Here is a 14,808-nt window from a genome sequence, read left to right as displayed (position 1 = left end):
TTACTCTTCGGATAATTCATCCAAAGTTTTTTCCAGGCTAGGTGCGAGGTGCTGCAGAAAATAATCCAATTCCGGCATATTTAAGGCTTGGATTGAAGCGTCAATTTGTTTCTTGGCGCTGCCAAATTCTTTGTTTCCAGCCGAAAGCTCGGTTACGCATTTCAAATAAGCATCCAACAAATCGGCGGCTTTTACATATTTTTTCAAGTCGGTATAAGTAGGGCTCTTGGCATCAATTAAAGGTTCATATACACTTCTTAGTGCCTCGGGGATCATATCCAATAAGCGTTCGGATGCGAGCTGCTCGATTTCGCGGAAATTGGACAAAATTTTGGGATTATGATGTTTGACCGGGGTTGGGATATCGCCTGTGAACACTTCAGTCGCATCATGGAAAAGCGCCATGCTGACGATTTGCCCGGTTGGAATATTACGCCCATATACCTCATTGCCAATTGTGCATAAAATATGGGTTAGCAGGGCGACATGAAAGGAATGCTCGGCAACATTTTCTTTGACCACATTACGCATCAGGCTCCAGCGTTCGATATAACGCAAGCGGTACATATAAGCGAAAAAATGGCTTTCCATTAGTCTCATCCTATCTGTTGTAAGGTTTTTGCAAGGCTTTGCTATAGAAGGATTATACATGATTTGCGAGCCGATAACAGTATGGACAGCTGGCAGATTATGATATTATAAGAAAGCAATCATAAGCAAGCACTCAAATGAGAGGAGATTTGAATCATGCAGCAGTTTGAACAAAGTATGTATAAATTGATCCTGGAAACGTCGACGAACCTTCCCGCAGATGTGCGCGAGGCGATCCAGGGGGCGAGGGAGCAAGAGGATGAAGGCACACGCTCCGCGCTTTCCTTATCAACGATAGCGGATAATATTTTGATGGCTGAGACGAACGTATCTCCCATCTGTCAGGATACGGGGATGCCAACATTTATCGTCCATTGCCCGGTTGGCGCTAACCAGATCGTCATGAAGAAGCAAATTTTGGCAGCGGTCGCACGGGCGACCAAGGATAGCAAGCTGCGTCCCAATTCGGTAGATTCCTTAACCGGAGCCAATAGCGGCGATAATCTCGGACCTGGAACGCCAGTGATCCATTTTGAGCAGTGGGAGCAGGAAGAGGTTGAGGTTAAGCTGATCCTAAAAGGCGGCGGCTGCGAGAATAAAAATATCCAATATAGCCTACCGATGGAATTAGAAGGCTTGGGTAAGGCCGGGCGTGACTTGGATGGTATCCGCAAATGCGTCATGCATTCGGTCTATCAAGCACAAGGACAAGGCTGTAGCGCGGGTTTCATCGGTGTGGGAATCGGTGGAGACCGGACAACAGGCTATGAATTGGCGAAGCATCAATTATTTCGCCATGCCGATGATACTAACCCCAACGCGGAACTACGTAAGCTTGAAGAATATGTGATGGAGCATGCAAACCAGCTAGGAATCGGAACGATGGGCTTTGGCGGCCAGGTTTCCCTGCTGGGCTGTAAGGTAGGCGTGATGAACCGGCTGCCGGCGAGCTTTTTCGTCTCGGTTGCCTATAACTGCTGGGCTTTCCGCCGTCAAGGCGTGCTGTTGGACGCACAATCCGGCGAAATTAAGCAGTGGGTGTACCGGACAGGCGATTCTGTGCCTAAGCCAGAGGTTCAAGAGCCTGTTGCGGCTTCGGCTGTCTCTGGGGAGCCCGAGCGTCGCGAGGTTGTGCTGCAAACACCTTTCTCGGAGGAGCAGATCCGCTCTTTGCGTGTAGGTGATGTGGTCATCATCAATGGAATGATGCATACGGGGCGCGATGCGTTGCACCATTATTTGATGGACCACGATGCACCACTGGACTTGAATGGTGCGGCGATCTATCACTGCGGACCGGTGATGTCCAAGGATGATAACGGGGAATGGCATGTGCGGGCCGCTGGTCCCACTACCAGTATCCGTGAGGAGCCTTACCAGGGCCATATTATTAAAAAGTTTGGGATTCGTGCTGTCATCGGCAAAGGCGGAATGGGCGCCAAAACACTTGCTGCTCTGCAGGAGCATGGTGCGGTTTACTTGAACGCGATCGGTGGCGCGGCGCAATATTATGCCAAATGCTTCACAAAGGTCGAGGGCGTGGATTATATGGAATTTGGCGTTCCCGAGGCGATGTGGCATTTGCAAACGGAAGGCTTCGCAGCAATTGTAACGATGGATTCCCACGGCAATAGTCTGCATGCAGAGGTGGAAAAGGATTCCTTCGCCAAGCTTTCGCAGTTTAAAGAGCCTGTATTCATCTAAGCTATAAGCATCTGCTGAGACTAAGTAAAGTCTAAACCAAGTCTAAGCCAAATCTATGCCAAGTCTATGCTAATCAGGTACAAGCCTAACAAGCTTTCATAACCTTTTAAGGTTTTGGAGGCTTGTTTGTTTACAAATAATTAACTGGCTTTCCTTCTTCCAAAAGTATACGATATGGTGTAATGCTTTTTAATCAGCTTTTACCAGAAATGCTATCCATATGGAGGAGCCTAATCGTATGCATAAATTCCGTTCCCGTTTGACGTTGATTTTTATTTTGTTAATAGGGTCCTCCGTGCTGATTGCCGGCCTTTTTATGGCACAGGTGCTGAGGGATTCGCATATTGATGCTTTAAAAACGAATATGCTGCGCGAATTGCGGATTATTCTGGTTACGATGGACTGGAATAGGGCGGGGACTGAAGCCGAGCAAGTCGCCTATTTTACCAACCAAACCAACCGTTTACGTGATTCCGCTGACGCACGTGTCACTTATATACGCTCAGACGGCAAGGTGTTAGGGGATTCCGACCATGATCCTGAGGATATGGAAAATCATTTACAGCGAAAAGAAATCATAGAGGCACAGCAGACGGGTGTGTTCGGTACGGATATCCGCTTTAGCTCGACGGTTCAACGCAATATGCTATATGTGGTGGTTCCTGTGAAGGACGGCTCGCAGACGAGGGGGTATCTCCGCCTAGCGATGAGCCTTGAAGAGGTAGAAGCGTCCATTAAGCGGGTTTGGTATGTGCTTTTGTTTGGGCTGATTGCTGTATTTCTGATTGCCGCTTTAATTAGCTACCGAATAGCATGGGGAATTACAAGGCCGATCGAAATGATTACCAAGGTTGCGCGGCAGATTACGAATATGGATTATAAAGCACGGGTTACGGTTCGGAAAAAGGATGAGATTGGGCAGTTAGGGCAAGCTCTGAACAGGATGGCGGATAGCCTGCAGGTGCAGATGAACCGGATTCTGGAGGATGAGAGTCGGCTTAAAAGCGTCTTGGACAATATGATTAGCGGTGTTATGATGATAGACCGTGAAAGTAAAATCGTACTCTTGAATCGCTCCGCAGAGGACATATTGGGCTTCTCGGTACAGGAGCTGCTCGGTAAAAAATTCGACGAGGCCAAGCAGCAATTTGAATTCACTCAGCTCATTCAGGAATGTATTGATATGCGGGAGCATATACGTGATGAAATGATTTTTTATTATCCGTCCGAACGGATTTTGGAAATCAATTTAAGTCCGATTTCGCTGCAAGAGGATGAATGGGCAGGTGTCTTAATCGTTCTGCATGATATTACTGCCGTTCGTAGGCTGGAGCGGATGCGCAGCGAATTTGTCGCCAACGTGTCCCATGAGCTGAAAACACCGATCGCTGCCGTAAAAGGCTTTGCCGAAACACTATTGGCAGGTGCGATGGATGATAAAGAAACGGCCAAATCCTTTTTGCAAATTATATTTGATGAGAGCGAACGCTTGAACAGGTTGATTGGTGATATATTGGAGCTTTCCAAGATTGAGTCCAAACGTATCCCGCTGCAATTTTCACCAGTCCATGTGCATGCTTTTATAACCAATTGCCTGCACGTCCTGGCCTCAGAGGCCAAGAAAAAGTCGATCGAGCTGGATATGCAGGTAGAGGAAGACCTCTACATTGAAGCCGACGAGGATAGGCTGAGGCAAATTTTAATTAATTTGCTCTCCAACGGTATTAATTACACGCCCGAGGGCGGAAGAGTAAGGGTGAAGGTGGAAGCTGCTTTCCCTGGCTCCGAAGGATCGGAAAACGAGCGGATCCGGATGATTATTACGGACACAGGCATCGGTATTCCCAAAAAAGATTTGCCGCGCATTTTTGAACGTTTTTATCGGGTAGACAAGGCTCGCTCCCGCAGCTCAGGTGGGACCGGATTGGGACTGTCGATCGTGAAGCATCTTGTTGAACTTCATAAAGGTACCGTTCGTGTCGAAAGTGAAGTTGGACTGGGAACGAAGTTTATAATTGAATTGCCTGTTATTCAATATTAGATTATGATTAGGTTTAACCTATAGATATCGATACGGGGGATTCTCATGGCGCAACAAATATTAGTTATTGAAGATGAGCCTACCTTGGCCAGATTGCTTTCCTACAATTTATCGCAGGATGGATATGAAACGAAGGTTGTTGATCATGGGAGTGAGGGGCTGCAAGCCGCCTTACAGCATGCCTATGATTTAATTATCCTCGATATTATGCTGCCGGGGCTAAATGGATTCGAAATATTATCCAAACTGCGCCAAAAAGGCAATAAAACGCCTGTTATTATTTTGACAGCTCGCAACGCTGAGGAAGAGGTTGTGCAAGGGCTGAAATACGGCGCGGATGATTATATTACCAAGCCCTTTGGAGTAGCCGAGCTGCTAGCGCGGGTTTCTGCGGTGCTGCGCAGGACACTGTCAGAGGAGCAGCTACAGGATAAGCATGCCGCAGATGAGAAAGTAATCGCTGCTGGTGATTTGTTCATCTATCCGGAGAAATATGAAGTGATGCTCAACGGCGAATCCATCCCGCTTAGGCCCAAAGAATTTGAAGTGCTGCTCTACCTGGTCCAGCGCCCGAGCGTTGTTGTCACCAGGGACGACTTGATGAATATCGTCTGGGGCTTTGATTACATCGGTGGCCAGCGTACTGTTGATGTCCATGTAAGCTCCTTGCGCAAAAAGCTGGAGATGAACCAGCAAAGTGTACAAATCGAATCGATCCGTGGCGTTGGCTACAAGCTGGTCACGGCATCTAATAAGAAAAAATAAAATCAAATCAGCCTTGGTTCCTGAATACAGGAGCCTTTTTTTTGTGTGTAAATTAGTGTTGGTGAGAGTATGCGAACAAAAAAAATTCCAGTACATGCGGGAAATCATGTTCATAATCGATAGCCAAATCGAATAATAAATGGGCACATATAGAAATATCTTTTTACTGAGTGCTTGTCTATACTGTTTATAAGAAGTAACCGTTCTATAAGGGTAAGTAACTAGCGCAGCAGCACGTAGTCCGTATTTCTAATAGAATTAAGCTTCAAAAAGAAAAGGAGCTCGAATCATGTCAAAAATATTCAGAATTGGAATTATTGGCTGCGGAGGAATCGCTAACGGCAAGCATATGCCTGCGCTGCAAAACCAGCCTAACGCAGAAATGGTAGCTTTTTGCGATATCGAGGTTGAAAAGGCTTATGAAGCGGCGCATAAATATGGGGCAACAGGCGCTAAGGTGTACAGCGATTTTAGAGAATTGCTCCAGGACGCATCCATTGATGTCATCCATGTATGTACCCCCAATGACTCTCATGCAGAAATTACGATTGCCGCTTTGGAGGCAAGTAAGCATGTCATGTGCGAAAAGCCAATGGCCAAAACTGCCGCGGATGCACGCCGCATGGTAGAAGTAGCCAAACGCTCTGGTAAAAAGCTTACCATCGGTTACCAAAACAGGTTCCGTTCCGATAGCCAATATTTGAAGCAGGTTTGTTCGGATGGTGACTTGGGCGAAGTGTATTACGCCAAAGCCCACGCGATCCGTCGCCGTGCTGTACCAACTTGGGGTGTCTTTCTCGACGAAGAGAAGCAAGGCGGAGGACCGCTGATCGATATCGGTACGCATGCGCTAGACCTGACCCTATGGATGATGGACAATTATAAGCCTAAGGCTGTATTAGGAACTGCCTTCCATAAGCTGTCCTCCAAAAAGAATGCTGCCAACGCATGGGGCTCTTGGGATCCGGACAAGTTTACGGTCGAGGATTCGGCATTTGGCATGATCACGATGCAGAATGGAGCTACCATTGTATTGGAATCAAGCTGGGCGCTGAATATGCTGCAAACTGGTGAAGCCAAAACGACCCTATGTGGTACGGAAGGCGGAGCCGATATGCAGGATGGGTTGCGGATTAATGGTGAAAATCATAGCCGTTTGTATAGCAACCTGATCCAATTGGATGATAAAGGCGTCGATTTTTATGATGGCAAAAAAGAAAAGCCAGCCGATCTCGAAGCGCGTTTATGGCTCCAAGCGATCGAGGAGGATACAGATCCGGTTGTAACACCTGAGCAAGCCTGCGTCGTCTCGGAAATTCTTGAAGCCATTTACGAGTCCTCAAAAACGGGAAAAGCGATTTATTTTGAATAGCCTGTTGAATAACCTGTTTTTGAATACAAAATAGCCTTCATTCTCCATAAAAAAGCAACAATGATTAATGGCCAGAAGCTGTTTTTCGTTGGTTGCGTTGTGGGAATTGAAGGCTTTTTGCTAAGGTTGTTGATTTCTTGCTACTCGTAGATTATTTCTTTTGCAGCCCTTGGACATAATTGGCATCGAATAGAAATAATCGCATCAGTAGAATAAGGGACGGGATCAGCAGGCACAGGCCCGCTATAAACGCGCCGATTAAGGCAATCCCCATTGCCGGGCTTGTAATGCTTTCATGGATGGATACCATGGGGTAGATGATATAAGGCAAATGGGCGGCTCCATAGCCGAAGAAGGCTAAGGCAAACTGCAGCATGACCATTACAAAGGCGAGCCCAAGGCGTTTCCTGTTCCAGATTAAGTAGGTGGCGATCAGGAAGCAGGTCAAGGATAGGATGAACATCCAAGCCAGTTGCAGCATGTTTTCGAAATGCATGGGATTATGCCGCTGAATCGCGAAAAATACGAGCAGGCTAGCAATAATCGTAGGTCCGCTCCAGCCGATGGCAAACCCGCGCAGCACCTCCATAGCCCGCATATCTTTGGCTTTATGGGCATAATAGGTTAAAAACGCCGCAGAGATATATAGCACGCTAACCAATGCCAGAATGACGACAGACCAAGCATACGTGCTGGTAAAAAGCTTGCCGTAGAGCAGCACGACATCATTGCCGCGCTCCTCGATAAAGCCGCCTTCCGAGATAGTGAGCACAATGGAGAGGGAAGCCGGAATTAGTAAGCCACTCCCCCCGTACAGCAGCTTATAGAACCGATTTTCTTTGGACCCATACGTACTAAATGCATAATAAGACCCGCGGATCGCGATCAGCACAATGGCAATACTACCGGGAATCAGCAGCGTCGTGCCCAAATAGTAAGCGGTATCTGGGAAAAAACCAACCATCCCAATCATAAAAAAGACAAGGAATACATTGGTCACTTCCCATACTGGGGATAAATAACGTTCGATGATCGTGTGGATCATATTGCTCCTTCCGGTGATAAGCGCATAATAGCTAAAAAATCCGGCTCCAAAATCGATAGAGGCTACAATTAAATACCCGTATAAAAAGATCCATAGAACCGTAATCCCGATGACCTCGATACTCATTTAGCTTCGCCTCCATTTGCACCCCGCATGGCTAATTCTTCTTCAGGCGTATTCATGCGGAACATACGGCGAAGCACATTCCATACACCAAAACCGAGAACAATATAAAGCAGCGAGAACATGAGCAGCATCCAGTCGACATTCGTTGCTGTGGTGGCACCATGGACGGTTTTCATATAACCCCGCAATATCCACGGCTGCCGCCCCGCCTCTGCAAAAATCCAGCCGCATTCGATAGCCAGCATAGCGAGCGGTCCCGAAAAGCTAATCAGGCGCAGCACAAAGCGCGGTACTTCTTTTCCTTTGGAAAGCCTTTTTTTCCTATTGAGGTATAAGTACCCGATACAGAGCGCAATCATGGAGCTACCGATAGCTACCATAATATCAAAGAAATAATGGATATAGAGCGGTGGTCGTTCATCCGCAGGAATGTCGTTCAAGCCGATAACCTCTGCGTTAGGATCGCCATGAGCCAGAATGCTAAGTGCAAAGGGCAGCTTCAAGCCATAATGGAGGTTGTGGTCCTTGTCCAAATAACCGCCAACTACAAGTGAGGCCTGGGTCGTCGTTTCAAAATGCCACTCGGCAGCAGCAAGCTTCTCCGGCTGGTATTCGGCTAAAAATTTGCCGGAAAGGTCACCGATGAATGCTGTAGATAATGAAAAGATAAGGCCGCAAACCATTGTCAGCTTTAATGCTTTTTTGTAGTAAATGTGATTTTTACCTGCCAGGATAGCCAAGGCGGCTATTGTCGCCAAGACAAAGGCACTTGTCATATAAGCAGATGAAATAACATGTGCTGTTTTCGTGGGTGTCGCGGGATTGAACATCGCGATCAGCGGATCGATTTCCACAATGGTCCTACCGTCCAGCTTAAAGCCCTGTGGTGTGTTCATAAACGCATTCACTATAGTGATAAAGAAGGCGGAAAGAGTCGAGCCGATAATGATCGGAATCGAGATCGTGAAGTGAATCCATGGATTTTTCCATCGATCCCAGGTATACAAGTAGATGCCAAGAAAGATCGCTTCAAAGAAAAAAGCAAAGGTTTCCATAAACAGCGGTAGCGCAATCGCTTGCCCGGCAATTTGCATAAAGCTTGGCCACAGCAGGTTAAGCTGCAGACCGATCGAGGTACCCGTAACAACGCCAACGGCTACGGTAATTACAAAGCCCCGTGCCCAACGGCGAGCTAACAGGGTGTAGTGGGGGTCTTTACGCTTGATACCCAAATACTCGGCAATGGCAATCATGAGAGGAACCCCCACACCAATCGTCGCAAAAATAATATGGAAACCAAGCGTAAGCCCCGTCAAAATGCGGCTATATACAACCGGATCGTAAGCCATCCTTGTAGCAACTCCTTCTCCATTATTATTATGCACTTAATTACCCATATTATAGCTAAATGTATGTGATTTATCTCGCAAACTATGCGTTTTAAGGTTGTGGTGCAAGGAGTGCAGAACGATGTGTGGTGTTGTGTCTTCAAATGTCATCCACAGATTTGGCGTTGGGGAAAAAGGCAGAATCTTATGATTGTTAATTCGATTGGTTAAAATGATAATATGGGAGTATCATCATTTTACAAGCAATCAAATATCAGTGTACCTAAGTTTGGAGGGTGTTTGTTATGACATATACTATTTATATTATTGAAGATGATATATCTATAAGTCGTCTACTTAAAGAACATATTGAGAAATATGGACTTTCAGCAAGAGTTGCAGAGAACTTTGAAAGCATAATGGAAGAATTCCACCTCCTCAAACCTCATCTCGTCCTGCTAGATGTTAATTTACCTAAGTTTGATGGGTTTTATTGGTGCAGGAGGATAAGGGAAACATCCAAGGTTCCTATACTTTTTATATCCGCAAGAGAGAGCGGGATGGATCAAGTAAGAGCTCTTGAAAACGGTGCAGATGACTATATTACGAAACCCTTCTCTTACGAGGTAATGATGGCCAAAATTAACAGCCATATCAGACGGGTCTTTGGGGATTATGCCCATTCTATAGGCGAGCGGGTAATCGAATTGGAAGGATTAATATTATACCCGGAAAGATTAGAGCTGGAGTTTCAAGGAAAAACTGCCATTCTGACTAAAAAAGAAGCCTTATTGCTCGAAAGTCTGATCCAGACCTACCCTAAGGTGGTTAACCGAAACTATCTCTTGGAACAAATGTGGGATCACTCCGATTTTGTGGAAGAAAACACGCTCAACGTAAATGTCACAAGGTTAAGAAAAAAACTGCAAGACCTTGATATTGAGAATGGAATCGAAACGATAAGAGGCATAGGCTACAAATTAAACAAGAGCTGGTAGGAGGTGATGTCATATGAGTTTATTTTTAAGGGAGCATAAGGGTTATATCGTTGTTTATTATTTTTCCTTGATTTTAACCACCTTTTATTGTGTCCTTGCGAGCAATTTCCCATTTTTAGATGTTTTATATACTTTCTTATTTAATTCTTTTATTCTTCTTGTTTTTTTAGGCTGGAAATATGTTAAGACTAAAGACGTCTATGTATTACTAAATAGTAACTTCGATGCCATCGAGAAATCCTCCTTGGATCAAGGTGATTCCTTTTGGGGCCGCCATATATCTTCTCTATTAAAGCAGCAATACCAATTATACGAAAGGAACATGCAGCAAATCAACAAAAACCATCATGAGCATTTAACCTTTATCAATCAATGGGTGCATCAAATGAAAACGCCGCTTTCGGTCATCCGGCTTCAGCTTGAAGCACACGCAGGCGAACCTTATGCACACGGTATGAGCGAAGAGGTTTATAAAATGGAAAAGGGCCTGAATATGGCTTTATATTATGCGCGGATCGATGCATTTGAAAGAGACTTTGTTATCGAAAGGACACGCTTGAAGCCGTTAATTTTGGACAGCATCAGCCAAGAAAAAAAGCTGTTCATTAAAAATAATATGTTGCCTAAAGCAGACGTCGACGACACCATTGAGGTTTATACCGATGTAAAATGGATAAAATTTGTAATCGAGCAATTGATAACAAACGGCATCAAATATTCCAAGGGAAAAGGAAAATATTTGACTGTTTCCGCCTACAAAACAGAAGATCATGTTGTGCTAGAAGTCCTAGATGAGGGCATTGGCATACATCCTAAGGATATTAGGAGAGTCTTTCATCCTTTCTTTACTGGTGAAAACGGAAGAATCTTGGGCGAATCAACGGGAATGGGTCTTTATCTTGCAAAAAAGATATGCGAAAACTTAAATCATAAGATTTATATTCATTCCGAAGTGAACCGAGGTACAAAAGTCAGCATTCTGTTTGAACATATCCAAACCGACCATAAGTAATACCATCAAGAACGTGCCTTATTCCTAAAGCATGTTCTTTTTGCTTACTTCCCAACCTTACAACAATGTAAGAATCGAGTAAGAAAGATGAATCGCTTAAAGGGATGCGACGAAGTACTATGGTAAACGAAAACCAAATAAAAAGGAGTCGTGGTAATGGAAATGCTAAAAGTCAGTCATTTAGGTAAAACCTACGGTAAAGAAGTGATGTATCATGCTTTAAATCAAATAAGCTTTTCCATTGAACATGGAGAATTTGTCGGAGTGATGGGGCCATCGGGCAGCGGCAAGACTACGTTGTTAAATATGATCTCTACGGTCGATCAACCCACAACAGGAGACATTCTGATAAATGGCCTCAATCCGTTACATTTGAAGGGAGATGCACTAGCTCTCTTTAGACGCAGGGAGCTTGGTTTTGTATTTCAAGATTTTAATTTGCTCGATACTTTAACGGTTGGGGAGAATGTGGTTTTGCCTCTTACCCTGGATATGATCTCGGTTACAGAGCAGGATAGGAGACTGCACAGTATCGCCAAAACTCTGCGCATAGAGCATCTGCTGGGCAAAAGAACCTATGAAATCTCCGGAGGCGAAGCACAAAGAACGGCAATTGCCAGAGCCATCATCCATAATCCCTCTCTCCTCTTGGCAGATGAACCAACCGGAAATTTGGACTCCAAATCAGCAAGAACCGTGATGGAACTGTTTGAGAAAATCAATAAAGAACATCAGCTGACCACGATTATGGTGACTCATGACCCTGTGGCAGCCAGTTATTGTGGGCGTATCATATTTATTAAAGACGGCACCATCTATAATGAAATTCATAGCGGAGGCTTAAGGCAGCAGTTCTATCAACAGATCATCGATGTACTTTCGCTTTTAGGAGGAGCTGATCATGGAGTTTAAACAGTTTGCGACGAGAAATGTCCTGCGCAACGGAAAGGCCTATTTCGCTTATTTCTTAAGTACATTCGTATCCGTTACTTTATTTTTCTCTTTGACTATGTTTATTCTTCACCCCGATAAAGGAACATTCAAATCCTATATCAGCGTATCCCTTTTGGGTGCGGAAATTATTGCCTATTTATTTTTGTTTTTCTTTGTCTTTTATTCTATCAGTGTATTATTAAAAAAAAGGTATAAGGAATTCGGCATCCTATATATGCTCGGCACATCGAGGAGGCAGCTTCTCAAGATGATCTTCATTGAAAATATGATCATCAGTGTCGCGGCAACCACTGGCGGCATCGTTACGGGCCTGGTGTTTTCCAAACTATTTTTGACGATCATCGAGAAGCTGCTGAGGCTTCCTTCCTTGCCGTTTTATTTTCCGATAAAAGCAATTCTTATTACGCTTGTATGCTTCTTGCTGCTCGGCATGTTCGTCTCATTATTCACATCATGGATTGTGAAGGAAAAGGATATCTTACGTCTGCTTAAAGCAACGAAGGCCCCTAAGCCCGCTCCTAAATTTTCTCGAGTTATTGCCGTTTTTGGCTTCCTACTATTACTTGCCGGATATGCATTATCATTTGTTCCAATAAAAGGAAATCTAGGGGATTATATTATAATTATTATAGGTATGGTTGTCATTGCTACTTATTTGTTATTTTCGCAGTTCAGCGTATTTGCGATCGCTTTATTAAAAAAGAACAGGTTCTATTATTTAAGAAACACCAATCTGATCTGGGTATCCAATTTGTTCTATCGAATACGGGACAATGCCAGAATGTTTTTCATCATTACCATCACATCTACAGCTGTTGTAATATTGAGCGGTGCCTCCTTTGCCTTTTGGACGAATACATTAAATGATATAGAAGATCAACATCCGCTGGCTTTTACTTATCAAACTTTCGGTATAAATCCTTCTGCCGCTGAGGAGATCCGATTTATTGAAGACCAGTTAAAGAAAAACCAATTTCCTTATGAAAAAATAGTTGTAGACATTAAATATCTTAACCAAGAGGAGGGGGCTGCTTTACCTGTAATGAAAGCAAGCGTTTATAATCAATTCGCCAAGCAATTAAACTTGAAAACCGTGTCTATCCGTGAACAGGAAGCGATTAGAATCGTACCCCCCGAGGAAAACAACGACATAAATCACCTAGCGATTGAAGGAAATAGCATCCGAATAACAGAAGAAATACGTGCGAAGCTATTGGAGGATCAATTTTATGCAATATATGTTGTTGCCGATCCATTATTTGATCGCATTGAAGCCACAGAAGTAGTAGCCCAGCCCCGGTATGTGTTTCATGTCAAGGATTGGTCCGGCACCTATGTCGTCTATGACGAATATGAGAAAAAATATGGAGATAATCAGGTTTCGCTATTTTTGTCCAAATCCCATATTTATGAAACTGAAAAAAGAGCATACGGCATGATTATGTTCTTATCGATATTCTTAGGCATCATCTTCTTAGTGGCTTCAGGAAGCTTTATTTACAACAAATTTTATATGGATCAGGAAACCGATAAACAGAAATATAAGCAATTGCATAAAATCGGTGTAACTTTTAAAGAAATTAATAAAGTTGTTTCGATCGAAATTGGTGTATTGTTCTTGTTTCCGTACATCGTGGCAACCATTCATTCCGCCGTTGCTTTAGGAGCTCTGCAAAGGCTATTTAAACTAGAGGTCGGCGCAGCCGCGGTTACCGTTATGGGCATCTTCTTGCTCCTTCAGATCGCATATTTCTTGTTCATTAGAAGGAATTATTTGAATGTGATAAAAAAGCATCTAACCTTCAGCTAGCTTTAAATTATAATAATTCTGGTGATCTAAGCTGATCATCTAACAATTCTCGTCAAGCGTTTGAAAAGACTGGTGAATAAAGTTAGAATAACATTATGACAAAGAGTGGGATGAATCCCAAGATTGATGTAATATTCAAATATAACCCAAGAAACACAAAAATAATTGGAGAAATTAAGAAGATCATTGACTGTCAGCTGATCGAAAAATTCAAGAGGGGTGTTCCTTGATGACAAATAATAGAATGAATCCTAAGGTTGATGAAAGTGAAGCCAAAAAGAGGCAGGAAGAAAAGGAGTTGTCACCAGAACAATGTGAAGAACTACTCAGAGCATTGAAAGCCCGTTTTGAGAAAAACATCAATCGCCATAAAGGTCTAGAATGGGCTAAACTACAAGGAAAGCTGGAAGCTAATACTGAAAAACTGTGGTCACTCAATGAAATGGAAAGAACCGGAGGAGAACCGGATGTTGTTGGTCATGATAATAAGACGGGCGAGTACATTTTTTATGATTGTTCAGCGGAAAGTCCTAAAGGCCGTAGAAGTGTATGTTATGACCGTGAAGCGCTGGAGTCAAGGAAAGAACATAAACCGGAAAATAGCGCTATTGATATGGCGACTGCCATGGGCATTGAGCTTTTAACGGAAGAACAATATCGGGATCTGCAGAAACTTGGGAGTTTCGATACGAAAACATCGAGCTGGGTGGTAACACCTTCTGAGATTAGAAAACTCGGTGGTGCCATCTTTGCTGATTTCCGCTACGGCAATGTCTTTGTGTATCATAACGGTGCGGAATCTTACTATGCAGCCAGGGGGTTCCGTGGCTCACTCAGGGTCTAAATTATGAATAGACAACGAAGTGGGATGCTCCTTGTTGCACTCAATGTCAATGGCGGGAGAACACTTAGCTGGCAGGTCAGCGGTTCGAATCCGCTACGCTCCACCAATTTATTACACAAACGGCAGAGATGTCGTTTTTCCCAAAAAGGCCTACTACTTTACTTTGTCCGAGGCAAAGTAAAGTAGTAGGCCTTTTTTTTATTTTATTCATTGAACTT

At 44.0% G+C, this 14,808-nt stretch carries 12 protein-coding genes; 9 read left to right on the top strand and 3 right to left on the bottom strand.

Annotated features, from left to right (window positions below; translation table 11 throughout):
• Positions 1 to 591, bottom strand: coding sequence for a 5'-deoxynucleotidase (gene yfbR, locus G9U52_RS17080; protein WP_166151663.1), 591 nt, complete (start codon positions 589 to 591; stop codon positions 1 to 3).
• Positions 592 to 747: 156 nt separating this feature from the next.
• Between yfbR and G9U52_RS17075 the strand changes: the two genes are divergently transcribed.
• From G9U52_RS17075 to G9U52_RS17060, 4 genes are all read left to right on the top strand, one after another.
• A complete protein-coding gene (locus tag G9U52_RS17075) occupies positions 748 to 2,295 on the top strand; it encodes a fumarate hydratase (protein WP_166151661.1) in 1,548 nt (515 codons plus the stop codon).
• 238 nt (positions 2,296 to 2,533) lie between these two features.
• Complete coding sequence (gene pnpS / locus G9U52_RS17070; protein WP_166151660.1) at positions 2,534 to 4,336, top strand: two-component system histidine kinase PnpS; 1,803 nt, start codon at positions 2,534 to 2,536, stop codon at positions 4,334 to 4,336.
• 45 nt (positions 4,337 to 4,381) lie between these two features.
• Positions 4,382 to 5,101: a response regulator transcription factor gene (locus tag G9U52_RS17065; protein ID WP_166151658.1), complete on the top strand. Its 720-nt coding sequence runs from the start codon at positions 4,382 to 4,384 to the stop codon at positions 5,099 to 5,101.
• Between the two features lie 289 nt (positions 5,102 to 5,390).
• A complete protein-coding gene (locus G9U52_RS17060) occupies positions 5,391 to 6,473 on the top strand; it encodes a Gfo/Idh/MocA family protein (RefSeq protein WP_166151656.1) in 1,083 nt (360 codons plus the stop codon).
• A 151-nt stretch (positions 6,474 to 6,624) separates the two neighbouring features.
• Here G9U52_RS17060 and G9U52_RS17055 read toward each other — a convergent pair whose 3' ends face one another.
• Together G9U52_RS17055 and G9U52_RS17050 are read right to left on the bottom strand one after the other, a co-directional pair.
• Positions 6,625 to 7,644, bottom strand: coding sequence for a cytochrome d ubiquinol oxidase subunit II (locus G9U52_RS17055; RefSeq protein WP_166151654.1), 1,020 nt, complete (start codon positions 7,642 to 7,644; stop codon positions 6,625 to 6,627).
• Positions 7,641 to 8,993, bottom strand: coding sequence for a cytochrome ubiquinol oxidase subunit I (locus tag G9U52_RS17050; RefSeq protein WP_166151652.1), 1,353 nt, complete (start codon positions 8,991 to 8,993; stop codon positions 7,641 to 7,643). The genes G9U52_RS17055 and G9U52_RS17050 overlap by 4 nt, the downstream gene beginning before the upstream one ends.
• 284 nt (positions 8,994 to 9,277) lie before the next feature.
• On the opposite strand from G9U52_RS17050, the gene G9U52_RS17045 reads away from it, so the two are divergent.
• The 5 genes from G9U52_RS17045 to G9U52_RS17025 all read left to right on the top strand — a co-directional run bounded on the left by G9U52_RS17045 (position 9,278) and on the right by G9U52_RS17025 (position 14,590).
• Positions 9,278 to 9,970: a response regulator transcription factor gene (locus G9U52_RS17045; RefSeq protein ID WP_166151650.1), complete on the top strand. Its 693-nt coding sequence runs from the start codon at positions 9,278 to 9,280 to the stop codon at positions 9,968 to 9,970.
• 67 nt (positions 9,971 to 10,037) lie between these two features.
• Positions 10,038 to 10,982, top strand: a complete 945-nt coding sequence (locus tag G9U52_RS17040; protein WP_207953025.1) for a sensor histidine kinase — start codon at positions 10,038 to 10,040, stop codon at positions 10,980 to 10,982.
• Positions 10,983 to 11,138: 156 nt separating this feature from the next.
• Positions 11,139 to 11,894: an ABC transporter ATP-binding protein gene (locus G9U52_RS17035; RefSeq protein ID WP_166151646.1), complete on the top strand. Its 756-nt coding sequence runs from the start codon at positions 11,139 to 11,141 to the stop codon at positions 11,892 to 11,894.
• Positions 11,884 to 13,746, top strand: a complete 1,863-nt coding sequence (locus tag G9U52_RS17030; protein WP_166151644.1) for an FtsX-like permease family protein — start codon at positions 11,884 to 11,886, stop codon at positions 13,744 to 13,746. The genes G9U52_RS17035 and G9U52_RS17030 overlap by 11 nt, the downstream gene beginning before the upstream one ends.
• Before the next feature lie 244 nt (positions 13,747 to 13,990).
• Entirely contained in the window at positions 13,991 to 14,590 is a 600-nt protein-coding gene (locus tag G9U52_RS17025) for a DUF4256 domain-containing protein (protein WP_166151865.1), read from the top strand.
• Positions 14,591 to 14,808: the final 218 nt, after the last annotated feature.

The organism is Paenibacillus agricola (assembly GCF_011440305.1).
In the GTDB taxonomy this organism is placed as follows: Bacteria; Bacillota; Bacilli; order Paenibacillales; family NBRC-103111; genus Paenibacillus_S; species Paenibacillus_S agricola.
The sequence above is the reverse complement of the archived record's forward strand: the minus strand, read 5'-3'. Positions and strand labels throughout refer to the sequence as shown.

Excerpts from the sequence above, each read along its gene's own strand:
- yfbR (WP_166151663.1), bottom strand. The coding sequence starts at position 591 with ATGGAAAGCCATTTTTTCGCTTATATGTACCGCTTGCGTTATATCGAA.
- G9U52_RS17075 (WP_166151661.1), top strand. The coding sequence starts at position 748 with ATGCAGCAGTTTGAACAAAGTATGTATAAATTGATCCTGGAAACGTCG.
- pnpS (WP_166151660.1), top strand. The coding sequence starts at position 2,534 with ATGCATAAATTCCGTTCCCGTTTGACGTTGATTTTTATTTTGTTAATA.
- G9U52_RS17065 (WP_166151658.1), top strand. The coding sequence starts at position 4,382 with ATGGCGCAACAAATATTAGTTATTGAAGATGAGCCTACCTTGGCCAGA.
- G9U52_RS17060 (WP_166151656.1), top strand. The coding sequence starts at position 5,391 with ATGTCAAAAATATTCAGAATTGGAATTATTGGCTGCGGAGGAATCGCT.
- G9U52_RS17055 (WP_166151654.1), bottom strand. The coding sequence starts at position 7,644 with ATGAGTATCGAGGTCATCGGGATTACGGTTCTATGGATCTTTTTATAC.
- G9U52_RS17050 (WP_166151652.1), bottom strand. The coding sequence starts at position 8,993 with ATGGCTTACGATCCGGTTGTATATAGCCGCATTTTGACGGGGCTTACG.
- G9U52_RS17045 (WP_166151650.1), top strand. The coding sequence starts at position 9,278 with ATGACATATACTATTTATATTATTGAAGATGATATATCTATAAGTCGT.
- G9U52_RS17035 (WP_166151646.1), top strand. The coding sequence starts at position 11,139 with ATGGAAATGCTAAAAGTCAGTCATTTAGGTAAAACCTACGGTAAAGAA.
- G9U52_RS17030 (WP_166151644.1), top strand. The coding sequence starts at position 11,884 with ATGGAGTTTAAACAGTTTGCGACGAGAAATGTCCTGCGCAACGGAAAG.
- G9U52_RS17025 (WP_166151865.1), top strand. The coding sequence starts at position 13,991 with ATGAATCCTAAGGTTGATGAAAGTGAAGCCAAAAAGAGGCAGGAAGAA.